This window comes from Lysinibacillus sp. NPDC093712, from assembly GCF_050280025.1.
Classification (GTDB): domain Bacteria; phylum Bacillota; class Bacilli; order Bacillales_A; family Planococcaceae; genus Lysinibacillus.
The window spans coordinates 309,031-333,753 of the sequence record NZ_JBNNUU010000001.1 but is presented as its reverse complement, the minus strand read 5'-3'; the positions used below and the strand labels follow the sequence as shown (position 1 = coordinate 333,753).

Below are 24,723 nucleotides of genomic sequence, written 5' to 3'. Positions count from 1 at the left end.
ACGTGATAGATTTCATCTTAACAGGGGTTCAACTGTCATTTCGTCCTCATTCTTGCTCTTATGGTCTACAGCAACAATTTAATTGTAATAATTTCTGTGTTATTTATTGGAAAACAAATAAACTAAAGAACAAAATATGGTATATTACTTAAGTAATACTTTGTTTAAGGAGCTATTTCCCTAATTTCCCAAGCATTATAAGGAATTTTATTTATGGAGAGTAGGCTAATAAATATGAAAAATAGAGTAGCAAAAAATTTTATATTCTTAAGTACAATCATTTTTATGTTTGGAATGCAATTACTCTTTCCTTTGAATAGTTATGCTACCAAACCTCCAGAACCTATTGTTTTAGGTAAATATTACGATATTTTTCGGGATTCTTCAAAATCTATTACGATTGAAGACATCTTATCTGATGAATATGACCAATCATTTATTAAAAGCACACAAAATTATTTGTTTTTCTGGCATACGAAAGATACGATATGGCTTAGACTTAATATCGATAAAATCATTCAGGATAAAGAAGAGGCCTATTGGTTGGAATCAATTGATAAACTAGACAATATTGAAATGTTTTTAGTAAAAGAAGATGGTTCATATGATATGCAAAAGAGTGGGATCTCCCATATAAAGGAGCAAAATATTCACTATCGTTCTAATTTATTTACAATTACAGACCCCTCTATCACAGAAATTTACGTGAAACTAGATGGCGCTCTACCAATAAGTTTAATATCATACCTTTATACAACAGAAAGCTTTATAGAAAAAATAATTTCCTATAAATTTTTTACTGGTACTTTTTATGGTTTTATGTTGGCTTTATTAATTTATAATTTATTTTTATTTTTTTCTTTAAAAGAAAAAGCGTATTTTTATTATGTCTTGTATATGTTCAGTTTTATCTTCTATCTAGCGACGATGAACTCCTTAGATTTAGAAATAGCAGGTCATTACATTCCTAAATGGTTCTTTGTTAGATCGTTAGTAATTGGTGGAAATTTAATACTTATATTTATGATCCTATTTTCTAAAGAGTTTTTAGAACTTAGAAAATATTTACCTAAATTCAATATTATAGCAAATACATTATTATTACTGTCTATTATCTCGTTGATATCAGTATTCATTATTCCTGATGTTGCCATCGTTAATAATTTCACAACTATTTTTGCAGTAGGCGTACTTTCATTTCTTTGGTTGTCGGGGCTACTTGTTTGGCTAAAAGGGCAAAAAATGGCCCGTTTTTATTTGGTTGGTTGGACGGTTTTATTAGGCTCCGTTATTGTCCAGGCGTTAGCTTTTCTAAGTATTATTCCATTTCATCCACGAATATTTGAGGATGTGCCTGCCATTGGCGCTATGTTTGAAGCTATCTTTTTATCATTAGCACTTGGAGATAAAATTAACCTAATAAAAAAAGAACATCAAAATATGCAGCAGCTGTTAAATGAGACGCTTGAACATAAAGTACAAGAACGAACGCAAGAATTGGAGAAAGCAAAACAGGAACTCGAAAATATTGCGAATACTGATAAATTAACGCAAATACCCAATCGTGTCCGTTTAGATTATGTATTGGATGAAGCTTTAACACAGGTACAAAATCATGCAACCCCACTCTCCATCATCTTACTCGATATAGATTATTTTAAAGCAGTGAATGATGAGTTTGGTCATCAAGTTGGGGATCTTGTATTAGTCAATGCTGCGGAGTTATTTAAAAACTCCATTAGGGCACAGGATACACTCGGCAGATGGGGCGGCGAAGAGTTTTTAGTGATATGTCCTCAAACGACATTAAATGAAGCACTACAACTAGCTGAGACGCTTCGGCATCAATTAGAACATTATTCTTTCCCAATCGTTAATCAAAAAACAAGTAGCTTTGGCGTGACGACTTATGTACAAGGCGATAATTTAACATCTTTATTAACAAGATGTGATCAAGCATTATACCAAGCAAAAAATAGTGGACGTAACTGTGTCGCATATTTAATTGGAGAAATTAATGTCTCCCCTACTCAGCAATTAGTACGATAGAGTCAATCCAAAAGCCGAATGGCCATCTAATCTTAAAAAGTCCCTTCTAGCATAATGCTAAAAGGGACTTTTCTTATTTCTGCCAATTACTTAATTCCTTTAAAAGCTCTGGTAATTGTAGTTTTCTTACATCTATCGGTGGTAATGCATGAATAAATTCTTTTCCATACGATTTTGTGCTAATACGGCGATCTAACACAATAAATGCACCCTTATCTTGCGAAGAACGAATTAATCGGCCAAAACCTTGCTTAAAACGCATAATCGCTTCAGGTAAAGACAGCTCCGTAAATGAGTTGCTCCCTTGCATTGTGAGGTGTTTGGCACGTGCCTTGAACACTGGCTCCTCCGGAGAAGAGAACGGTAGTCGTACAACTATTACAGATGAAAGTGCGTCACCTGGAACATCTACTCCTTCCCAAAAGCTATTTGTTCCAAATAACACTGCCTGGCTAAATTTCTGAAACGATTTGAGAATACGCATCCGACTACCACCTGTCACACCTTGTGCAAAGAGCATATAGTCATCGAGCAGTTCACTATCTTGTATTAGCTCAACTGTTTTTCGCAGCATATCTTGCGCAGTAAATAAGACAAAGCAGCGGCCTTCTGTCATGCGAACCGTGCGTGTAATGGCGTGCGCAACTGCCTCAATATATTCCGCCTGTGTAACTTTTTGAATATCCGGCATATCTGTGACGATAAACGCCTTCGCACCTGCATAATACGAAGGAGGTGCCTGTAACTGTACGACCTGCACACTGTCTGCAATACCTAGTTGCCGTGTAATAAAACGTTCATTGCCTGGTACAGTTAATGTTCCTGAAGTCCAGACGATACTTGCTTGGTTCCGTAGCGGTGCTAGTACCTTTTCGATTATTGGTGTAACATTTACCGGCTTTTTATAAACATGTAGACTACCTGGTACACTGCGCAAATCAAACTCAAACCACACTGAATTATCATCTTGTGATAAAAGGAAAATTTCCTCCCATTCAACAATTCTTAGCTTCATTTCACGAATCCAATAATGCCACTCAGATAATATAAATACTTCATTTTTGTCTAATTGTTCAATATTGTTTTCAAAAGCTTTGCCAGCTTCTACTGCAAGGTCTAGCCATTGCTGTAATAGTTTGCTTACTTGTAAAAGTGGCTCTTTTGCAAGTAATACATCCTCTAAAAACAGTGTACACTTGCTACTTGTCTGTTTGCCTTTAATTTGCTGTTGTACTTTTTGTACTACACGCTGGATTGTTTCGTCAAACACACGCTGGAGGCGTATAAATTGTTTATCGAGTTGCTGTAAGCTTTGCATCGGAATGCGCTGCTTCTTCTTTGCAGCCTGGCTAAATTGCTGAAAGAGCGCTGTTTCTTCCATTGTACCAATTTGGCCAAAAACATATTTCCATTGTGTATATGAAAAGACCGTTTCATCCTGTTGCATAGCTGCTTGAATAACTTGATGGGCTTCGTCAATTATCCAACCATCGATTTGTGTAAAAATTGGCGTTTGACGAACTAAATCACTAATGACCATCGAGTGATTCGTCACAATGCAATCCGCTGTTGCACTATTTTTTAATGCTTGCTCGTAGAAATCAAAGCCTTTTGTCGATTTTTCATCAGGTATTTTGCGGATTTTTTCTAAAAATAGCTGTCCTCCACCAGAAACATTAAGTTCACTTAACACACCAGTTTGGGTTTTTGTCAGCCATACAAGCAATTGTAAAATTGTAAAGGTATCGTCATATGATTCATCTGCATATGCTATACACTGCTCAAAGCGTGCAAGGTCAATATAATGTTGCATGCCTTTAAGTACTGCAACATTTACTTTTGTACCAAGAATTTTTTCGATTTTTGGTAGTTCCTCTTCTACAAGCTGCTCCTGTAAATGTGCTGTATACGTACTAATCGCTATCTTTTTATTGTGCTCTCGTGCATATAAAATACCAGGTAAAAGATAACCAACCGTTTTACCGATGCCTGTAGAAGCCTCTATAATACATTCTTCTTTCATGTTTAATGCTTGCCAAATCGTATCCATCATCGCAAATTGAGCTGGGCGTTGCTCGAACTTAGGCATAGCCTTTGTCATCATTGCTTCTTTGTCTTTTGCAGTTTGAGGATAAGGTGCTAGTTCAGGCTTAAAAACCTGTTTTTGGCGACCATCACAAATCGCAAAATTGCGATAGTAAGTAATATTTTCATCAGTCGAACTTTGATGGCGTTTTATTTGTAATGCCTCAAAGAAAAGCTGGGATAAATTAGATTTTAAACGGAACGAGCGTTTATGCATTTGTTCAAGCGTTAGCTGTGGAAGGTTTAGAAGCTCATTCCAACTACGTTTAAAAAGCTCAGCTGTTGCAAGTGCGTCATCGTCCGCTCTATGTGCATTTTCAAGTTCAATATTTAAATCCGCTGCTAAATCACCTAGCTTAAAACTAAGTGACATAGGGAATAAAATTTTTGCTAGCTCTACCGTATCCATTTTCTTACCATGCCATTTCGGTAAACCAGCTCGTTTGAATTCTGCTTGTAAAAAGGATAAGTCAAAATCGGTATTATGCGCGACAAAAACACAATCGGCAATCAATTCATATATGTAGTCCGCATGTGCCTCGAACGGCAAGGCATCTTTGACATCCTCGTCCGTAATATGCGTTAAATCTTGAATAAAGGACGGAATAGATTTACCCGGATAAATAAATTTCGTATAAGTTCGTTCTATTTCCCAATCCTTCATAATTACAATGGCAATTTGAATCATACGGTCACCATTTGCTGGAGAATGACCTGTCGTCTCCAAATCAACAATTGCATACTTTTGACTTTCCATCATACATCTCAACTCACAGTTCACATTAGATAGATGAATTTTATCATAAATTCATCGCGCTGGTCATCCTTCTGCCATTTTGAATGGAAGAAAAGACTTTTTTGCTAATGTTTTTCCATAAAACTCCTCTTAAATGTTTAAAAATTGTTTGAGTGCCTGACACTTGTGCATAGGCACCTAGCAAAACATAGGATTTTAAAAACGAAAAAATCCACTTCGCTTTCCCTGGGCACAGTGTAAGCCGCAGGAGTCTTCGTGGATTTTTACTTGGCTATACTGGAAAGACATGCATTGAAATTGTTTGAGTGCCTGGCACTTTTACATAGGCACCTAGCAAAACATAGGATTTTTACTTAGTTATAATAAATTCCCATACTTGCAGTGCTGCTTGATTTCAAAATTGTTTCAGAATTGTGTGAGTGACTGGCACTACAATATAGTTGCTTCAGGCTCGTAGGCAATCATTTCTTTTATTGTATTGCCCTCTCCCATAATCGCTACAGTTGGTTTATGTTCTTTTGCCTCTGCATTATCCACATAAACATAAGAGATAATAATGACGATGTCTCCGCGTTGTACGAGGCGCGCTGCTGCACCATTTACACAAATAACACCTGAGCCACGCTCACCTGCAATAATATACGTTTCAAAGCGAGCACCATTATTATTATTTACGATATGCACTTTTTCATTTGGTAGCATACCAACTGCATCTAAAATATCCTCATCGATTGTGATGGATCCTACATAATTTAAATCCGCTTCCGTTACAGTAGCACGGTGGATTTTGCTATTCATCATCATTCGTAACATGTTATTTTCCTTCTTTCACATTAAAGATACAATTATCGATTAATCGCGTTTGACCGATATAGACAGCAGCTGCTAAAAGGACTTGTGCCGTTTGAGCTGTTACTGGTAGTAGGTCTGGGTAAGCCAATAATTCAATATAATCAATTTTTCCATGTGTGCGTGCAGTGATGTGCGCCTTTGCTTTAGCCAGTGCGCCAGTTGCATCGCCATTTGTTAAAAAGCTATCTCTAGCAAGCTGTAAAGCCTCATATATAGCCGGTGCTTCACTACGATCTTTAGCACTCAAATAGACATTGCGCGAAGATTTTGCTAAGCCATCCTCCTCACGTACGATAGGCACGACACGCATTTCTAACGGGAAATGATAATCACGTACCATCGTAGCGATAATAGCCGCTTGCTGTGCATCCTTTTGACCGAAATACGCACGAGTTGGCTGAGTTAAGTGAAATAATATTGATACGACCTGTAATACGCCATCAAAATGCCCTGGTCGGCTTGCGCCACATAAAATTGTTGCCTGCTCGCCTGCATAGATGCGAATACCACCATTATGCGGGTATATCTCTTCAACACTTGGTGCAAAGACAATATCTACACCTACAGATTGTGCTAAAGCCGTGTCTCGTTCTAAATCACGAGGATAACTTTCAAAGTCCTCGTTTGGACCAAATTGCGTCGGATTAACGAAAATACTCATAACAACAAGGTCATTTTCTACACGTGCTTTAGACGCTAATGTTAAATGGCCTTCATGCAAATAACCCATCGTTGGCACTAAACCAATTGTTTTTTGCGCTTGCTTAGCCACTTGAATTTCTGCAGTTAGTGCTTCGATTGTCGTGATGACTTTCATTTATTTAACGCCTCCGTATAGCTGATCCAATGTTTCATCCTTCATCGTGAAGGAGTGGTTTAATGTAGGGAATGTCCCAGTCTTCACTGCATTTACAAAATTAGCAATACCACTACTTGCTTCACTTCCCATATCGGCATAGCGTTCCACAAATTTTGGTACATGATGTGATCCATAGCTAAGCATGTCATGGAAAACTAACACTTGTCCATCTGCTTCAAGTCCAGCGCCAATGCCAATCGTAGGAATAATTAGTGCAGCGGAAACTAGCTCTGTTAGCTGGTGTGGAATACATTCTAATACAATTGCACAAGCGCCCGCAGCTTCACACTTTTTGGCATCCTCAATAAGTTGTTTTGCCTGTTCGGCTGTCTTCCCCTGTACCTTATAGCCCCCAAGCACTCCTGCTAATTGCGGTTGCAAGCCTAAATGAGCAACGACCGGGATCCCAGCTGATGTTAATTTACTAATAACCGGCAATACATCCCCTGCCCCCTCTAGCTTGAGAGCATCTGCACCAGTCTCCTGCATCATGGATACCGCAGTTTTTAAAGTGTCATTAATATCACCTTGATAAGACCCAAATGGCATATCCACGATAACAAACGTATTTTTTGCCCCACGACGGACAGCTTTTGCATGGTGAACCATATCCGCTACGGTAACTGGCATCGTTGAAGGATAACCAAGTACTACCATTCCAAGCGAATCGCCTACGAGAATCATTTCAACGCCTGCTTCTTCTGCAAATATTGCGGAAGGATAATCGTACGCCGTTAACATAACAATTTTCTCTCCTGCTGCTTTCATTTTTAAAAAATCTGATGTCGTCTTCATTGTGTAGTCCTCCTTTTTTAAGGAAAAAAACAAAAAGACCTTTCTATTCCTTAAAATGGACAGAAAGGTCATGTGTTCGTTCAGAACCGTTTTACCTCATTGTTGTTAACATACCAGCAGGATTTTGTGTGCCTTTGCAACTAAAAATCCGTGACATGACGATAAGGTTTTAACTTCATTTAAACAAATAGAAACCAGCCATTTCAACTTTTTATAGTTAGACTGTTTCTACTTAATCAAGTTAAATTTTGAACGCATCGTTTTCTTCCGTCCCTGTCTATAAAGATCAAGGCAGATATTTGTTGTAATTTGTAAAATGCTTTTGAAGGTGCCGTTCACAAAGGATACTGCCCTTCAGCACTACTATAACAGATTCCAATTAATCTTCAAATATTTTTTTCTAGCAATGGACGTCCCATGGAAATTCGTCCGAACATTTTTTCACAAAAATTGACAAACACATATTATACGTCATATACTATCATCATACTATACAGCATATAATATAAAACCTTGTATAGGTAATTGAATGTGAGGTGGAAAGATGACATTTCAGCTAGGCTCCGCATTACTCGATGCTTGTGTACTTGCGATTGTTGATAAGGAGGATGTATACGGCTACTCATTAACACAGCAGGTACAATCTGTGATGGATATATCCGAATCAACGCTGTATCCGGTTTTACGCCGTTTACAAAAAGCAAACTACCTAACAACATATGACCAGCCCTACCAAGGGAGAAATAGACGGTATTATCAAATAACCGAGCAAGGGCGTATACGATTGCTAGAGCTTTTACAGGAATGGCAAATGTATAAGCAAAAAGTTGACTGTGTACTTTTAGGAGGGAAATTAGATGGATAGAGCAAGCTATTTAAAAAAGCTACGAAGCAAATTAAGCCGGCTTCCAGCGCACGAGCTTAATGCTGCGCTTGTCTATTATGAAGAATATTTTGATGAAGCAGGTGCAGAAAACGAACAGCAAGTCATTTCACAGTTAGGTTCTCCCTCTGTTGTTGCTACACAAATAATGGCGGACTTTGCTCTAAAGGATTTAGATGCAACACCCACATCTACAAAGAAAAATATGACCGCTATTTGGCTCATTATTCTTGCAATATTGTCGGCACCACTATCTTTACCATTACTTGCCGTTGCTTTAGCACTTATTATTTCGGTTGGCGCAGTTATTTTTAGCTTTGTTGTTGCCATTGTTGCAACGGTATTGAGTATCTTTTTAGGTGGTGTTGTTGCACTTATTGGAGGCGCTCTCGTATTAACTGAGCACTGGCCAACAGCATTACTCTTTATGGGAGTAGGACTAATAGTAACAGGATTAGGCGTCTTAATTTTCCCTGCCGTAGCCCGCTTAATCAAGAAAATTGGTATTGTTTGCGTAGAAGTATTGGCAAGCTTATTCCATAAAATCACGAAAAAGCGTAAGGGGGGATTTTAGATGATTTCTCGATATAAGCTCATTGCTATTAGTATGATTACTTTAGGCATTTTACTTGCCGTAATTGGTTTTTCCTCTGGAGGTAGATGGTCTATTGTAAAAGAGGAAAACGGCTTCACTGTACCAACTAAAAATGGGCTAGAAAATAATTCCTACAAACTCGAAGCATTTACAGACCTTCATGTAATCAATGACTATGGTGATGTCGAAATACTTCAGGCAGATAGCTTTGAATTAGAGACAAATGTTATTAAAAATACGGACGTAACTTATAGCTTGAAGGATGGTACATTGACAGTTGAAACAAAAAGTAAAAGAAAAAGCGGCATCTCCTTCGGTATTGGTACATTTAATTCACCTTCCATAAAAATTACTATTCCAAAAGGTGCAAAATTAACGTCGATTGTTATTGACAGTAATTTTGGCGATACAACGCTTAAAGGGCTTGACTACAAGCAACTAAGCCTTAATGAAGATTATGGAGATATTCTACTGAAGAATATTGTAGGAGAAAAAACGGAGATTACTCAGTCTTTCGGTGATTTAACACTCGAACAATTTACAAGTAACGGCTTTATTGTTGAGAGCGAGCATGGAGATATTGATATAGAGGGAACACTTAACGGTCAATCCAAGATTACATCTAGCTTTGGGGATGCCTCGTTGCACTTACAAAATAAAAAAAGAGAAGTTGGTTATGAATTAAAAACAAACTTCGGAGATATTACAGTGAATGATAGTTCACAAAATAGCAAGGTTTCCCAGCTACTTGCAGGAGAAAATCAACTCAATGTTTCGCTTTCTCATGGAGATTTAGAATTATCCCTAAAATAAACGACATCACTGACAAATGGCAAGTTGCGCTGGTAGAACAGCCATTTACTTAAAATAAAAGCTGCATGGAGAGTTAGGCAACCATGCAGCTTTAGTCATTTATAAAATTTTAATGTCACCCGAATAAACTGTACGTATTGTACCATCGCTTAGCGTTAGCTGTAGCACACCTTCATCTGTAATGCCGCTAGCAATACCTTCAAAACGTTCTCGTAAAGTCGTCACTTCGATACGCTGTCCTATTGTGCATGACATTTGCTCCCATAGCTCTTTAATACTGGCGAAGCCCTCTTTTACGAATAGCTCAGTAAACTGCTCTAAATATTGTAAAATCGTTGCGACAAGTGCAGCACGATTAATTTCCTCTCCTGCAGCTATGCGTAGCGATGTGGCAATATTTGTGATATCAGGAGAAAAATCTTTTTCTTGCTGGTTAGCATTGATACCGATCCCAACAAGTAATGCTTGTACAAGGTCTGCCTCTGCCTGCATTTCTGTTAAAATCCCCGTACATTTTTTGCCGTTTATAAGTAAATCATTTGGCCACTTTATTGCAGGCTCTACATGTTTATATAATGTTTTAATGGCCATTGTAACTGCAACGGCAACGACAAGTGTAAATGAAGATGCTTGCTGTGGTGATACATCGGGTCGTAAAATAATGGTCATCCAAATACCTGAACCTTTTGCTGATTCCCATGGTCTAGACATGCGACCACGTCCTGCCGTTTGTTCTTCCCCAATAACAATCGTTCCATCTGGGGCACCTTCTTGTGCTAGCTTATGCGCAATTGTTTGTGTAGAATCCACGACATCAAAATAGTGAATTTGTCGTCCTAATCGCTCTGTTTTTAAAAATAATTCTAATTGTGTTGGGCTTAAGCTATTCGGTACACCAGTTAACACATAGCCTTTTTTCTTAACAGTTTCAAAAGTGTAGCCTTCCTCCTGTAACGTCTGCATATGCTTCCAAATTGCAGTACGCGACACCCCTAGTGAATCTGCTAACTCTTGTCCTGAAACTGCCTCACCGCTAGCTGCTAATAATCTCTTTAAAATTTCATCCTTCATGGACATACTCATACTCAAACCAATCCTTTAGTATTTTTCTTCATTGCACCTAATCATAACAGGCAATAAGATTTACCATTCATGCTTTAAAATACTGTATAAAAGGGAATCTCGCCAGCCATCTCTTAATAGCAAATCTTGTCGTATTTTACCTTCTTTAGTCATGCCGATTTTTTCTAACACTTTTGCAGAGCCTAAATTTCTCGGGTCACAAGTTGCAAAAATACGGTGTAAATTTAATGTACTAAATCCAAATTCAATTAGTAGCTTCGATACTTCTGTAGCATACCCCTTTGCCCAATAATCTGGATGAATAATATAACCAATCTCACCTTGTCTATTCGTAAAATCTCGAATATTAATTTCCCCAGCACCGATTAACCGTTCCTTTTCCATAACAGCAAAAACAAAGCGACTTCTTGGCATGTTTGTAGCTTCCAACATTACTTGTGTGACAAACTCATATGACGCTTTTTCGGAATTCGGACCCCACGGTTGATATTGGCAAACAATTGGTTGAGATGCATATTCATGTACAGCTTTCCAATCGTGTTGCTCCATCTCTCTCAGTATAACTCTCTCACCTATTAAATGGTCAATCATCATCAACCCCCCTTGATTAAAATCTTATTTATGTATAAATCGTTTCTAGTTTTCACTCAAAATCCCAATAAAAAGATAAAGCAAGTGACCTTGTAATGACGGTATTTAAATGGTCACTTTTTGTCACTTGCAGTATTTTCATTATATAATCAACTATTTATCCTTTAAGATCATACTCCCGCTCAAACCAATCCTTAATGTGGTTTTGCTCATTAGTAAGTTCCCCATTCACAACGGCCGTTAAAATTAATTGCAAGGCTTCTTTTAACCATGGTCCCCGTTTTTGTCCAGACCATTGCAATAAATCCATTCCATTCACTACAAGTTCTTGGCGATGTCTTATTGGTAAGCTTGCCTGAACCTCCCGTATGCTTTGCTGCGAGTAGTTCATTAGCTCTTTCAACTGTGCAAAGTATTGTGCCGCTTCGAGCTCCTCTAGCGAATACGTAAAATAGTCCATACTTGTCCAGCCCTTTTGTAACGCATGGAACGCACCTAAAACAGCCTTAACAAATGCCATTTCTTTATTCGATAAACGATAGGCACGCAACACTTCCTGCCATTGGTCTCCTTGTATAAGAGCAAAATACGCCCAACCGCAAGTTGCATTTTGTACAGAAAAGCCTTGCCAATGTTCTACTTGAAAGTCACCTTGCAAATAGGACACTAGTCCACTTTTTTCAAGCTTTCGAATGCCATTATAAACATCTTTCCCTACCCACAGCTTATCAAGTTCAGCCTTAATGCGCTCTTTGGCAACCCAGGCAATATCGCAAGCCTTTTCCTGAATTGCCTGAAGTGTCTCAGCTTCGATTGTAAAGCCAAGCTGTGCTGAAAAACGCACAGCCCTTAGCATTCGTAAGGCATCCTCAGCAAAACGCACTTTTGCTTCTCCTACTGCTCGAATAACGCCAGCCTCAATATCCCGCTGCCCATTATAATAATCTACAAACGTGCCATCTCGACGCATAGCTATTGCATTCATCGTAAAATCACGGCGCTGTAAATCCTCTTTCAGGGACCTTACGAAATGAACTGCCTCTGGTCTTCGATGATCCGTATACTCGCCATCTGTGCGATACGTTGTAACTTCAACTGGTGCTGTTGGCTCAAGAACTAGCACGGTGCCATGTTGAATACCAATATCAACGGTACGTTTAAAAACAGTTTTAACTTCTTGTGGCAATGCATTTGTCGCTACGTCTACATCATGTGCTGGACGATTTAATAGGGCGTCTCGCACAGCTCCGCCTACGACAACTGCCTCAAAGCCTGCTTCCTCTAATTGTTCAATAACTGAGAAAGCAGCTTGCCATTCTTTATTGTTTTGCATGATTTTTTTCAGCAACCTTTTCATACAGTTGTTCATACTGCTCGACAATTTTTGATGAGTGGAATTTTTCACTAACTGCACGCATCGCTGCTTCGCGGAAACGAAGTAACTTATCTTCATCGTTCAATAACTGTACAGCATAGTCAGCTACAGCATCCGTATCGCCTAATTCCACTAAATAGCCATCTACACCATGATCAATGACTTCTGGTATTCCACCAACGGTCGTACCTATACATGGCACACCACAAGCCATTGCTTCAAGCAATACAAGTCCAAAAGATTCCTGTTGTGACAGTAATAGCTTCAGATCACTAATAGCGTACAATTCATCTAAATTTTCTTGTTTACCTAAAAATAAGACGTCCTTGACATACGGGCTTTCTTTTACTTGATCCATCACACGATGCTTTTCGGGTCCATCCCCTACTAACAATAGCTTCGCTTTTATATTTCCTCGGATTTTCATAAACGCATCAATAATATGAGGGAGATTCTTAATTTTACGGAAGTTCGAAACATGAATAATGACTTTTTCATCTTCTTGAATGCCAAACTGCTCTTTTAAGTTACCAGCATCTTGCGGACGATAGACACGCTCATCCACGAAGTTATAAATCGTTTCAATTGGCTTAACAGTATCAATAAGTTCGTAGGTTTGTTCTTTTAGGGACTCTGAAACTGCAGTTACAATATCAGACTTATCAATACCATATTTGATAGCTTGTGACAGCGTAGAATCCTGTCCAAGTACGGAAATATCCGTGCCATGGAGTGTTGTCACAATACCGATATTTTGCCCACTCATTTCTCGGGCTAGCACCGCACATACGGCATGTGGGATTGCATAATGTACATGTAGTACGTCTAACCCTTCATCTTTAATCACGTCCGCCATTTTACTCGCTAATGCAATATCATACGGCGAATACTGAAATACTGAATAATTGTTTACTTCTACTTCATGGAAAAAGACGGTCGGATAAATTTTATTCAATCGAAATGGTACGCTTGAGGTGATGAAATGAATTTCGTGCCCTCTCTCTGCAAGCATTTTTCCTAATTCTGTTGCAATAACACCAGAGCCTCCAACTGTTGGATAACAGGTAATGCCGATTTTTAGCTTTCTCATTCGATAATCATCCTTTCTAAATTCACGTCTTTTTATTCTCGTCTTTCTTGAATCAGTCTCCAATCCACAAAGCCCTCTTGTAGGCCTTTTAGTAGTATTTCTGCAGTTCCCATATTTGTTGCCAGTGGCACTTGGTAAACATCACAAAGACGGATAAGTGCAGAAACATCCGGCTCATGTGGTTGTGCTGTTAATGGGTCACGGAAGAAAATGACCATGTCCATTTCATTATTGGCAATCATAGCGCCAATTTGTTGGTCCCCACCAAGGGGACCCGAGCGAAAACGTGTAACCTCTAAGCTTGTAGCATCCATAACACGTTGCCCGGTTGTACCTGTTGCATAAAGCGTATGTTCATTTAAAATATCACGGTAAGCGATAGCAAACTGTACTAGATTATCTTTTTTGCGATCATGTGCAATTAATGCGATTTTCATAAATTTTCCATCCGTTCTTTAGATGATGTTTTCTAAACCATAAACTAGCTGATCCATTTTCATAACTTCTTCCACACAGAATGCAACGCCGGACATAAAGGAGTTACGATTTAATGAGTCATGACGGATTGTTAATAGTTGACCGTCTCCTCCAAACAATACTTGCTGATGTGCCACTAAACCAGGTAAGCGAACAGAATGAATTCGCATACCATCAAAATCAGCCCCTCTTGCTCCTTCAATCGTTTCTTTTTCCTGTGGATGACCTTGCGTTTTTTGTGCTCGCACCTCTTGGATCAGTTGTGCTGTTTTGACACCAGTACCAGATGGCGCATCCAACTTTTGGTCATGGTGCATTTCAATGATTTCTACATCTGGTAAGTATTTTGCTGCTTCTTTAGCAAATTTCATCATCAGGATTGCCCCAATTGCAAAGTTTGGTGCGATAATGCAGCCTAACTCCTTCTCATTAGCAAGTGCTGATAATTCTTCAAGCTGAGCATCTGTAAAACCAGTTGTGCCAATAACTGGTCGTACATTTAAATTTAAAGCCTCTTTTGTATGATTGTATACTGCATGTGGATTCGTTAAATCTACTAAAACATCAGGGGCAGTTGCTTCTACTAGCTCGTTCATATCTGTAAATATTGGTGCTGTATAGCTTGCTGGGAACATTTCTAAATCAGCTAATGTCTGGCCAACCTCTTTATAATCTAGTACAGCTACTAACTCCATTTTGGCATGTTTCATAACTGTATGTACAGCTTCAGCTCCCATTTTTCCTCTTGGCCCTGCAATTGCTACACGAATCGACATTATTCCTCTTCCTTTCTTGTCCAGCGATCCTTATCTCTCGTTTCAAATTTATGTATGACGCGTAAAAGTGCCTCATCTAATTTTATACCTTGTGCATTAGCAAAGCATACTAAAACAAAGAAAAAGTCACCTAATTCTTCTTCAATACTATTCGTTTCTTCAGTGTTTTTTTTCTTTTTCTGTCCGTAAACATCTTGCACTTCGCGTGACAATTCTCCAAGCTCTTCCGTTAAACGTGCGAGTAGTTCAAAAGGAGGGAAATAACCTTCCTTAAATTGCCCTATATAATCATCCACACGTTTTTGCAAGGCTTGCATCGTTATCTGTTCTGTCATCCAATATCACACTCCTATTTACCATCGTATAAAATTTACACCATTGTTGTCAAAAACAATAAAATGACAGATAATAAAACCACTACTTCATAGTTAGGAATTACAGGAGGTCTTATGTTTAAACAGATCAGAATTCGTAATATTATCGCAATAATGCTCGGAGCAGCCATTTTTAGCTTTGGTTTTGTACACTTTAACATGCAAAATCAGCTAGGTGAAGGTGGTTTTAGTGGGATTACCCTTGTTCTTTATTTTACACTAGGTTGGGATCCTGCATTACTTAATTTAATATTGAATATTCCAATGTTTATTTTAGGTTGGCGTCTACTTGGTAAAAAATCTTTTATTTACACATTAATAGGTACAATTTCAGTATCCATTTTCCTGAAAATCTTTCAGAAATATCAGTTCACAATTCACTTAGAGGATGATTTATTCCTTGTAGCATTGTTTGCGGGTGTTTTCGTTGGACTAGGGCTCGGTATTGTCTTCCGCTATGGTGGCACTACTGGCGGTGTGGATATATTAGCACGTCTAGGCCATAAATATCTAGGCTGGAGTATGGGGAAAACAATGTTCATGTTTGATGCTATTGTTATACTATTATCATGGCTAACATTTTTAGATGCACGTTCTATGATGTATACGCTTGTCGCTGTGTTCGTAGGTGCACGCGTCATCGATTTTGTTCAAGACGGAGCCTATGCAGGACGCGGAGCACTCATTATTTCGGAGAAGTCTAGCACAATTGCAGATTTGATTTCGTTACGCATGGAGAGAGGCGTGACGATTTTAGAAGGACATGGTCACTTTACTAAGCAGGCAAAAGAAGTAATATACTGCGTTGTTGGACGCAATGAAGTTGTACGTTTAAAATCGATTATCCATGAGGTCGATCCTCATGCCTTCGTCTCTATTTCTGAAGTTCGAGATGTTGCTGGTGAAGGCTTCACTCTCGACGATCAAAAACAACCATTACATTAAGAATACGTATAAAGAGCAAAAGTGTTAGATTGATGGTAGTTCAATCTAACACTTTTTATTGCTAAACACGATGTTGTCCGCTACGGCAGTTGCTTTCAGCAGATTTATTGGTGATTCGCGGACCTTTATCGGTGATTTCTTTCGTCTTACCGGCGATTCATGGACTTCTATCGGTGATTTCTCCTGCTTCACCGGCGATTCATCCCCACCTAGTAGTAGAGGCTTTCTACTCATTAACAAACAAATAAAAAAACTTGTTATAGTGGTCATCCCACTATAACAAGTTTTTCTTAGTCGTCATTACGCATATTTGTAAAGATTAAAATTAATCGTAATAATTCTAACACAGCTACTGCTGTAGCAGCTACATAAGTTAACGCAGCGGCACTTAACACTTTACGTGCTGGACGTTCCTCTTCATTCGTAATAATACCAAGTGAATTCATTTGCACGAGGGCACGCTTTGATGCGTCGAACTCAACTGGTAATGTTACTAATTGGAACACTACGCCTGCTGCTAGTAAGACGATACCTAACAATAACATATTAGATAAACCAGAAAAAATCCCGATCATAACGAAAACCCAAGAGAAGCCAGATGAAATATTCGCAACTGGAACTAGTTTACTGCGTAAAGTAAGCATAGAATATGCCTCTTTATGCTGTATGGCATGGCCTACTTCGTGGGCAGCAACTGCTGCACCTGCTACACTTGCCTCATAAAAGTTACTTTCTGATAATGCGACTGTTTTTGTCGCAGGGTTGTAGTGATCAGATAACACACCTTGTGTTGGCACAACTCGCACATCGTACAAGCCGTTCGCATCTAAGATCGCCCTTGCTACCTCAGCACCAGTTTGTCCCTTCATGGTACGTTCCTTTGCAAACTTATTATACGTACCTTTTACCTTCATTTGAGCGTACAATGGCAGTAGCATAATAATCGCAAAATAAACAATATACATGCCTGTTGACAATTTTCTAACCCCTTTCTACCTCGATACTATAATTCTATAGAGATTTCCCTAATTGGGCAAATATTTGCGCCACCTAATTGAGAAAATTGCGATGAAAATACAAGCAATTGATAACCAAAAAGTAAAATATCCAATGGCACTTGTATATTCAGCTAAATCACGATACATTGGCATTTGCCCAAATACATAGTCTATGACATCATTATGCAATGTCCATACAGCTGCAACCACAACATGCCAATATGAAAATACATATTTACCGATGTAAAGGACGCCTTGGAATGCCATCGCAAAATGTGAGCCGATAAGCATCCAGCCTTGCCAGCCAATGTAGCCTGTTTCAACGAGAGTCCAGAGATTCATTACATCTGCCCAAATACCATATTTAACTAATGTGACAAGTGCTAACACTTCCATTAATGGCCATCTTTTTCCTAATATCCATGCCAACAGCACAAAACAAAAAAACAAACTAGCAGTTGGACTATCTGGTACAAATATATAAAATATCGGCTTCGTAATCGCTAATTGCCAGCCATACCAATAATAGCCGTAAATTGTTCCTAATAAGTTGATAAGTAGTAATACGATTAAAAATGTTTTATGCGTAAGGAGGTACCAAATATTTGCACGTGTCATTTGCATGATTAAAACTCCTTTACTATCCGTCCATACTAAGATGTCTTTTTCTTTAATTTTTATGTATTTTTTGGTGGCTACGCCTCTATGGCACTTTTATGTTACAACAAGTGGCTCATTGCAAAATGAAGTTTTATCCATAGACTTTCCTAATTAATTATATCAAACCCATGTGCTTCATGTTTAATAAAAGCTAGAAAAAAAGAGTCAGTTTCCCGACTCTTTTTAAATTTATTCAGCTTTTAAGCTTTCGATAAATTCAGCTAGCTTTTGAAGATCTTCATCAGATCCTGTCCATAAACCTGCTGGCATTTTACCACTTGGTGAACCATTGTGGGCAATGTCTTTAATTTCATCAGCTGTTAAGCCTGTATTCATAAGTGTTGGCGCACCAGCACCACCTTCTAAGCCTTCACCATGACATGTGATACATGCAGAGCCAGCATAGATTTGGTAACCTTCTGAGCCTTTATCGAACTCTACAGTTTCCACGATAGCACCTTGAATTTTTTGAGCTTCCCAGTCATGATTTACAACTGACTCCCAAGTTAAATAGAACATAGCAGCCAATGTTAATAACATAAACGCAGTTGGTAACGGGCGTTTAGACGGACGGCGTTCTGGACTCTTATCTAAAAATGGCATTAATAATAGCGCTCCAAATGCTAGACCTGGAATGACAATTGCTCCGATAACATTATATGGACCAGAAGCAAATGAGTATTTTAAGAGTTGGTACATAAATAAGAAGTACCAGTCCGGTAATGGCGTGTATGCTCTTGTTGGATCAGCTGGCCCTTCAAGTGGAGATGGGTGAGCGACTGTTAACAATAAATAAGCGATTAAGAAAACAGCACCTACCATCCATTCTTTTAGTAAGAAGTTCGGCCAGAAAGCTTCAGTTTTACCTGGATATTCGGAATAATCCTTTGGAACGTTCGGCATTCTGTGATTCGCTTTAATTCGAGAATCGCCGACAAATTTCATTCCTTTTCCGCGATGCATAGTGTCCCCTCCTTTAAAAAATCATCGAACCGTCAAGAATTATTACAACGGCCCTGAAATTCCTTGACGTCGAATCATGATAAAGTGTGCTGCAAGTAACCCAAACAATACTGCAGGCAAGAAGAATACATGAATCGCAAAGAATCGTGTTAACGTTTGAGCACCAAGAATAGTACTGTCACCCGCTAATAATACTTTAATCATCGAACCAATAAATGGTACAGATGCCGCAATTTCGATACCTACTTTAGTAGCGAACAATGCTTTCATATCCCATGGTAATAAGTATCCTGTAAAGCCAAGACCCATCATTACACCAAAAATACCTACACCAACCATCCAGTTTAACTCACGAGGTTTCTTATAAGAACCTGTGAAGAATACACGAAGCGTATGTAAGAACATCATTACAATTACTAATGAAGCTCCCCAGTGGTGCATACCGCGTACGATTTCACCAAATGCTACTTCGTTTTGTAAATAATAAACTGATTTCCAGGCATTCACGACGTCTGGTACATAGTACATTGTTAAGAACATACCAGATAGAATTTGAATTACTGTGATGAAAAATGTTAATCCACCGAAGCAGTAAACGAATGCTGAAAAATGGTGTGCAGGGTTCACGTGCTCTGGCACTTCGTGGTCGGCAATATCACGCCAAATCGGTGTAATATCTAATCGTTCATCGACCCAATCATAAATTTTGTTTAGCACTGAATTCGTACCCCCTTACAAATTAAACTAGAGTATTTGCTCTTGCTGGACCAATCATTAAATAACCATCTTTTTCTTGTACTTCAAATTCATCCAACGGACCTAAAGGCGGTGTACCTGCAATGTTTTTCCCGTTTTTCTCGTAACGCCCTGCATGACAAGGACAGAAGAATTGATTTGGGTGTGCTGAATCGCCATTCCAGTCCACCATACATCCTAAATGCTTACAAACAGGTGATAGAGCAATTATTTGGTCGCCTTCTTTGTAAACCCAAGCTACGTTTGTAACATTAGATTTGTACCAAGCGTCAACTTGTTCAAATGTGAAGTCAACTTTAACTGGCTCTGCATTGATGTCCGTGACTTTATGTTCGGTTTTGATAAAATCCCCACCCTCATGCTTTTGTAAAACTGGGTCAATTGCAAAACGAACCATTGGCATCAACATGCCTGCCGCCATAAATCCGCCAACACCAGTAAGTGTGTAGCTTAGAAATTGACGACGTGAAACTCGATTGTTACTCATCCTTTTCCCCCCTCTAACTTTAAAGGTCAGTCCAACGGACATACTTTTACAAATAGTAATACTAGGACATATCTATGATATATCAAGTCCATAGCTTGGTCAATATAGCATTCTGTGGAAACCTGGAGAATGTGAACATTTATTGAAACAAATTGCTAAATTTGTGACCATTTGGTCGAAAATGCAGGTATTACTTGACGTAACTGATCTTCGAGAATGGTATTTTTCACGCTCATATCCATGGATTCTAGTGGAATAGCTGGTAACCAAATAATATTTACAACATCTCCAATATTTGTCCAAAAATGGTCACAAGTAATGAAGAACACATGCTTAAAGCCAGCAGTATGTAATTGTGTTTCTAATTGTACTGGCATTTCTTCGCTTTTCAAGGCAATACTATACGAAAATGGTGGCATGACTAGTAAGCGACCTTTAAACTGTTGTTCGATAAAAGCTGTAAGCGATAACAAAAAATCTGATTCTGCACCACTTTGCTTCAATTTTTCAGCACTAAAATCGATTCCTACGAGTGGAATAATTGCCGTATCGATAAAATCCTTCTGCGCTAAAAACGATGTCACATCGTTTGCGTTAAAATACATCCAATAACCCCCCAACTGTTACAAATATAAAAATGCCCTTTTCCACTCTTTTATAGGATAACCAATAAAAAGTGAAAACAATCATTCACTAGTCATGTTACCATATAGAGGTGGATAAAGGGCATTCAATTTTTACCTATTGACTTTAGACTATTGTAAATTGGCAGTTTCTTTTAAAACTTGTAACAAATTAGACAATTCATAAAATCGTTCTTCATCGCCTTTATCTAAGGCTTCATCAATTTGTGCGAGTAATTTTTCTTCTTGGAACACGAGTAAACTATTGGAAAGTAACTCTTCTGCCAGTAAACGGTCCTTTTCACTAACAATTAATGTTTCTGGCATATAAGGGTTTTCTTCAAGAACTGCTAAGTATTGTGCACTTGGCGGTATATTTGGGAAGTTCAATTGTATATACATATCTTCTTGTTCATGTAAACGTAAGTCATGGAACGATTTTTCAGCATCGGCTGTCATCACATTGCCTTTATAAAAACGAAATGGTACACCTGTTGAGTCTACTGTAGACATCACCATAGCTCTAGGACAATAGTGCGCTTCTTCTACAAACCGTATTCGTTTTAACAACTCATCATTACTTAATAAGTAATTTAAAATCCATACACACTCACGACGTTTTAATTGGTAATTTTTCAAAAACCAGCGAACAAATGCTTTTTTATCGACAACTGATACAGAAGCAGTCATACCCACTCCCTCCTTTACTCTAATTCTAAGCCTTCTAACATCTCTTGCCATTGTGGTTCACCCGGTTGAAGCTTGATTAAATGACCGAGAACTTCTTTAACTTCTGAACGCTTGCCTTCTTCTAATAAGAAATAAACATATTTTTCTAAAAATGCTGCGTCTTCCTTAAAATCAGTATATGCCAAATGGTAAAATTCGTATGCACGGTCGTACAATTCTAAATTTGCATATGCGTCTGCAGCGTAAGGATATAAAGTTATCCATTCAAAATCATTTTTTTGTAATGTCTCAAATAATTCAACGACATCTTCATAGCGTTCTTGTTGCGTAAATACGGAAATAAGTGTTAGCACGGCTTCCATATACTCAGGATCTAACGCAATTGCTTCTCGTAAAAATTTTTCTGCTTCTTCTGGCAGAGCGTTTTTTAATGCCATTTTACCTGCAAATAAGAATAATGATTTATCATACTCATCGCGCTTCAAGCCCTCTTTAATAGCTGCATAAGCTTTTTTATTGTCCTCTGTCATGGCATAGCTTTCCGCTAGCAATAAATAAGCTGAGAAATAGTCAGGGTCTAATTCTTTTAAGTCCTCTAATTGCTTAATCGCCAATTCATATTTTTGCGATTGGAACGCAGCATATGCAGCACCAAATAAAGTATCTGGCTTCACTTCGTCATCTAGAGCTGCTAAATAATAGTCTAAAGCTGTTTCATAGGCAGCGCCTGCACGATATACTTCAGCTAGTCGTTCAACGAGACTGATGCCTGCAAATTCCTCTTGTTGTTCATGTAATTCTTCGTAAAGGCGCGCAGCCTCTAGAAAACGTCCTGTCTCAAATGATAACTCTGCTTTAGCAAAATGTAGTAGTGGCTCATCAGGTAAAATTGCTAACGCCTCATTAATGCGCTTTTCTGCCACTTCAAATAAGCCTTGCATTTGATAATAATCGGCTAGCACTAGTAATGCTTGCGGATATTCTGGGGCTGTATCTTCGACTGCTAACAACATGTCTAATGCCTCGTCCTCATCACCAAGCTCCATTAAGACGTTGGCACGGTCAATTTTTAGTTGTGCCTCCTCTGGGAATAAAAATTGCAGATGCTCCAGTACACGGTCCGCTTCTTTCATGTAACCATATTGCATAAAAACTTCCGCTAGTGCGTATATTTCCTCAGGTAATTCCTTCATTAAAAAAGATTCTAGAAGCTGATCTATTAAAGCTAAATCCCCTTGCTCAAGTGCTTGCATCATTTCCGTCATTGCATTATTCACAGTCATTCACCTATTCTTTCATGTATATCTTTATGCTACAAAATATTTTCTTTTGAAACAAGAAAAAACTCCCCAAAAGGATTGGGGAGTCCAGACTATAGACAAACTCGAAGTTTTTCGAATTTGTCTATAGTCTTTTTTATTTAAAACTAATATAGGGGTTGACTACTGCCGTTGATTTCCGCTACGGGCGGGCGCTTTCCGCGGGCACACCGTAAGCCACAACCGTCGCAGTCGCGCCGTTTGTTGCGTCTTACGTTTTGTGCTGTTCCCGCAGGAGTCGCCACCCTTCGCTCCAATCAACTAAAAATTGTGTGAGTGCCTGGCACTAAGCAACTTATAAATAAGAAGTACTGCCGTTTATTTCTGCTACGGGCGGACGCTTTCCGCAGGCACATCGTAAGCCGCAACCCTCGCTAACGCGCGGTCTGTTGCGTCGTGCGTACTGTGCGTTCTGAGCAGGAGTCGCCTGTCCCGCAGTCTTATATAATTGCTACTTGGACAGGGCAAACAACCACTTTTTTACAATAAAAATAATAAAAGGATTGGGGAGTCTAGTGTTGACTATTTCTTCACAGACTCAACATGCTCGAAAAACGACGGGTAGGAAACAGCGATGCATTCTGCATCGTCTAATGTCACTGCCCCATCCGTTATTAACGCTGCCACAGCGCCCATCATACCGATACGGTGATCCCCGTATGTTTTCAGGCTTGCCCCATATAATGGCGTTGGTCCTTCGATAATCATACCATCCTCAGTTGCTTCGATACGAGCACCTAGTTTTTTTAGCTCATCCACCACTGCAGTAATGCGATCCGTTTCTTTGACCTTGAGCTCCTCAGCATCCTTGATAATTGTTTTCCCGTGTGCCTGTGTTGCTAAAAGTGCAAGAATCGGAATTTCGTCGATTAATCTCGGAATCATATTTCCTTGAATAATAGTTCCGTTTAAAGTAGACGTTTCAACAGTAATTGTTGCAGTTGGCTCAGATTGACCGTCTTCATTAGCTACTATTGTTATAGACGCTCCCATGTTCTGAAGAACTTCTATAATACCGTCACGCGTTGGATTAATCCCAACATTTTCTAAGACAATTTTACTATCATGACAAATTGCACCTGCTACTAAGAAAAATGCTGCAGATGAAATATCGCCTGGCACTGACACATGTGTGCCTGAAAGTGTTTGTCCGCCTTCAAAAGTAATTACCCCATCTGCTACAGTTATTTGCGCCCCAAATTGCTGTAGCATGCGCTCAGTATGGTCACGGGATACCTCTGTTTCACGTACAATTGTTGTACCTTGTGCACGTAAACCTGCTAGTAAAATAGCTGATTTCACTTGTGCACTGGCAACAGGCATTTGATAGTCAATCGCTTGTAGCTTTGTACCTTGGATGGCAAGTGGTGTATATTGTCCATCCGCACGACCTGTAATGTGAGCACCCATTTGACGTAATGGATCAATTACACGGCGCATCGGACGTTTACCGATGGATGCATCTCCTGTCATCACGCTATGTACTTTGGAACCAGCTAAAATCCCGAGCATTAAGCGTGTTGTTGTACCAGAGTTCCCTGTGTAAAGCACCTCGCTAGGTTCCTGCCAAGCTTCCATACCAGCGCTTTCGATTGTTACATTTGTACCGTCCACATCAATCTTCACACCAAGCTTGCGGAAACAATCAATAGTGCTTAAACAATCTTCACCAAGTAAAAAGCCGTCAACCGTTGTTTTTCCTGTTGCAATCGCCCCAAACATGACAGAACGATGTGAAACAGATTTATCACCAGGGATTGTTAATAGCCCTTGTAAAGATGGTTTATTATATTGTAATACTTTTTTACTCATAATTATCTCTCGCCTC

At 38.9% G+C, this 24,723-nt stretch carries 25 protein-coding genes; 5 read left to right on the top strand and 20 right to left on the bottom strand.

Features of this window, described 5'->3' with window-relative positions:
- Positions 1-234: 234 nt before the first annotated feature.
- Complete coding sequence (locus ACQKNX_RS01690; RefSeq protein WP_427427272.1) at positions 235-2,049, top strand: sensor domain-containing diguanylate cyclase; 1,815 nt, start codon at positions 235-237, stop codon at positions 2,047-2,049.
- Positions 2,050-2,122: 73 nt separating this feature from the next.
- Here ACQKNX_RS01690 and dinG read toward each other — a convergent pair whose 3' ends face one another.
- The 4 genes from dinG to panB form a co-directional block, all read right to left on the bottom strand.
- Complete coding sequence (gene dinG, locus ACQKNX_RS01685; protein WP_427427271.1) at positions 2,123-4,894, bottom strand: ATP-dependent DNA helicase DinG; 2,772 nt, start codon at positions 4,892-4,894, stop codon at positions 2,123-2,125.
- A 426-nt stretch (positions 4,895-5,320) separates the two neighbouring features.
- Complete coding sequence (panD, locus tag ACQKNX_RS01680) at positions 5,321-5,704, bottom strand: aspartate 1-decarboxylase (protein ID WP_340825172.1); 384 nt, start codon at positions 5,702-5,704, stop codon at positions 5,321-5,323.
- A gap of 1 nt (position 5,705) precedes the next feature.
- The gene (gene panC / locus ACQKNX_RS01675; protein ID WP_427427270.1) at positions 5,706-6,560 is read right to left on the bottom strand and encodes a pantoate--beta-alanine ligase; all 855 of its coding nucleotides are present in this window, start codon (positions 6,558-6,560) and stop codon (positions 5,706-5,708) included.
- Complete coding sequence (panB, locus tag ACQKNX_RS01670) at positions 6,561-7,397, bottom strand: 3-methyl-2-oxobutanoate hydroxymethyltransferase (RefSeq protein WP_427427269.1); 837 nt, start codon at positions 7,395-7,397, stop codon at positions 6,561-6,563.
- 544 nt (positions 7,398-7,941) lie between these two features.
- Between panB and ACQKNX_RS01665 the strand changes: the two genes are divergently transcribed.
- Genes ACQKNX_RS01665 through ACQKNX_RS01655 form a run of 3 tightly spaced genes read left to right on the top strand, consistent with a single transcriptional unit; the run spans position 7,942 to position 9,688 of the window.
- Entirely contained in the window at positions 7,942-8,262 is a 321-nt protein-coding gene (locus ACQKNX_RS01665) for a PadR family transcriptional regulator (RefSeq protein ID WP_427427268.1), read from the top strand.
- A complete protein-coding gene (locus tag ACQKNX_RS01660; protein WP_427427267.1) occupies positions 8,255-8,854 on the top strand; it encodes a DUF1700 domain-containing protein in 600 nt (199 codons plus the stop codon). Before ACQKNX_RS01665 ends, ACQKNX_RS01660 begins: the two co-directional genes overlap by 8 nt.
- Positions 8,855-9,688: a DUF4097 family beta strand repeat-containing protein gene (locus ACQKNX_RS01655; RefSeq protein WP_427427266.1), complete on the top strand. Its 834-nt coding sequence runs from the start codon at positions 8,855-8,857 to the stop codon at positions 9,686-9,688.
- A 99-nt stretch (positions 9,689-9,787) separates the two neighbouring features.
- Here ACQKNX_RS01655 and ACQKNX_RS01650 read toward each other — a convergent pair whose 3' ends face one another.
- From ACQKNX_RS01650 to ACQKNX_RS01620, 7 genes are all read right to left on the bottom strand, one after another.
- Positions 9,788-10,771 carry a biotin--[acetyl-CoA-carboxylase] ligase gene (locus ACQKNX_RS01650; protein WP_427427265.1) on the bottom strand — a complete coding sequence of 328 codons (984 nt, stop codon included), beginning with the start codon at positions 10,769-10,771 and terminating at the stop codon, positions 9,788-9,790.
- Between the two features lie 60 nt (positions 10,772-10,831).
- Positions 10,832-11,362 carry a GNAT family N-acetyltransferase gene (locus ACQKNX_RS01645; RefSeq protein WP_427427264.1) on the bottom strand — a complete coding sequence of 177 codons (531 nt, stop codon included), beginning with the start codon at positions 11,360-11,362 and terminating at the stop codon, positions 10,832-10,834.
- Between the two features lie 157 nt (positions 11,363-11,519).
- Positions 11,520-12,695 carry a CCA tRNA nucleotidyltransferase gene (locus tag ACQKNX_RS01640; protein ID WP_427427263.1) on the bottom strand — a complete coding sequence of 392 codons (1,176 nt, stop codon included), beginning with the start codon at positions 12,693-12,695 and terminating at the stop codon, positions 11,520-11,522.
- Complete coding sequence (bshA, locus tag ACQKNX_RS01635; RefSeq protein ID WP_340825185.1) at positions 12,682-13,827, bottom strand: N-acetyl-alpha-D-glucosaminyl L-malate synthase BshA; 1,146 nt, start codon at positions 13,825-13,827, stop codon at positions 12,682-12,684. The genes ACQKNX_RS01640 and bshA overlap by 14 nt, the downstream gene beginning before the upstream one ends.
- Before the next feature lie 32 nt (positions 13,828-13,859).
- The gene (gene mgsA / locus ACQKNX_RS01630) at positions 13,860-14,264 is read right to left on the bottom strand and encodes a methylglyoxal synthase (protein ID WP_427427262.1); all 405 of its coding nucleotides are present in this window, start codon (positions 14,262-14,264) and stop codon (positions 13,860-13,862) included.
- An 18-nt stretch (positions 14,265-14,282) separates the two neighbouring features.
- Positions 14,283-15,080: a 4-hydroxy-tetrahydrodipicolinate reductase gene (gene dapB, locus ACQKNX_RS01625; RefSeq protein WP_340825187.1), complete on the bottom strand. Its 798-nt coding sequence runs from the start codon at positions 15,078-15,080 to the stop codon at positions 14,283-14,285.
- Positions 15,080-15,415, bottom strand: a complete 336-nt coding sequence (locus tag ACQKNX_RS01620) for a nucleotide pyrophosphohydrolase (protein ID WP_427427261.1) — start codon at positions 15,413-15,415, stop codon at positions 15,080-15,082. Before ACQKNX_RS01620 ends, dapB begins: the two co-directional genes overlap by 1 nt.
- Before the next feature lie 114 nt (positions 15,416-15,529).
- Between ACQKNX_RS01620 and ACQKNX_RS01615 the strand changes: the two genes are divergently transcribed.
- On the top strand, positions 15,530-16,399 hold the full coding sequence (locus ACQKNX_RS01615; protein ID WP_402759918.1) for a YitT family protein: 870 nt from the start codon (positions 15,530-15,532) through the stop codon (positions 16,397-16,399).
- Positions 16,400-16,689: 290 nt separating this feature from the next.
- Here the strand turns inward: ACQKNX_RS01615 and ACQKNX_RS01610 are convergent, their stop codons facing one another.
- The 9 genes from ACQKNX_RS01610 to aroA form a co-directional block, all read right to left on the bottom strand.
- The gene (locus ACQKNX_RS01610; RefSeq protein ID WP_427428250.1) at positions 16,690-17,364 is read right to left on the bottom strand and encodes a zinc metallopeptidase; all 675 of its coding nucleotides are present in this window, start codon (positions 17,362-17,364) and stop codon (positions 16,690-16,692) included.
- Positions 17,365-17,424: 60 nt separating this feature from the next.
- Positions 17,425-18,021: a DUF1405 domain-containing protein gene (locus ACQKNX_RS01605; RefSeq protein WP_340825189.1), complete on the bottom strand. Its 597-nt coding sequence runs from the start codon at positions 18,019-18,021 to the stop codon at positions 17,425-17,427.
- A 225-nt stretch (positions 18,022-18,246) separates the two neighbouring features.
- Positions 18,247-19,020 (bottom strand): menaquinol-cytochrome c reductase cytochrome b/c subunit, encoded by a 774-nt coding sequence (locus ACQKNX_RS01600; protein WP_340825191.1) that lies wholly within the window; start codon positions 19,018-19,020, stop codon positions 18,247-18,249.
- Positions 19,021-19,062: 42 nt separating this feature from the next.
- Positions 19,063-19,737, bottom strand: a complete 675-nt coding sequence (qcrB, locus tag ACQKNX_RS01595; protein ID WP_024364262.1) for a menaquinol-cytochrome c reductase cytochrome b subunit — start codon at positions 19,735-19,737, stop codon at positions 19,063-19,065.
- A 22-nt stretch (positions 19,738-19,759) separates the two neighbouring features.
- The gene (locus ACQKNX_RS01590) at positions 19,760-20,263 is read right to left on the bottom strand and encodes a ubiquinol-cytochrome c reductase iron-sulfur subunit (protein WP_427427260.1); all 504 of its coding nucleotides are present in this window, start codon (positions 20,261-20,263) and stop codon (positions 19,760-19,762) included.
- 155 nt (positions 20,264-20,418) lie between these two features.
- On the bottom strand, positions 20,419-20,868 hold the full coding sequence (locus ACQKNX_RS01585) for a DUF2487 family protein (RefSeq protein ID WP_427427259.1): 450 nt from the start codon (positions 20,866-20,868) through the stop codon (positions 20,419-20,421).
- A 150-nt stretch (positions 20,869-21,018) separates the two neighbouring features.
- A complete protein-coding gene (locus tag ACQKNX_RS01580; protein WP_024364265.1) occupies positions 21,019-21,576 on the bottom strand; it encodes a ReoY family proteolytic degradation factor in 558 nt (185 codons plus the stop codon).
- Between the two features lie 14 nt (positions 21,577-21,590).
- Positions 21,591-22,859 (bottom strand): tetratricopeptide repeat protein, encoded by a 1,269-nt coding sequence (locus tag ACQKNX_RS01575; RefSeq protein ID WP_427427258.1) that lies wholly within the window; start codon positions 22,857-22,859, stop codon positions 21,591-21,593.
- Positions 22,860-23,417: 558 nt separating this feature from the next.
- Complete coding sequence (gene aroA, locus ACQKNX_RS01570; RefSeq protein WP_427427257.1) at positions 23,418-24,707, bottom strand: 3-phosphoshikimate 1-carboxyvinyltransferase; 1,290 nt, start codon at positions 24,705-24,707, stop codon at positions 23,418-23,420.
- Positions 24,708-24,723: the final 16 nt, after the last annotated feature.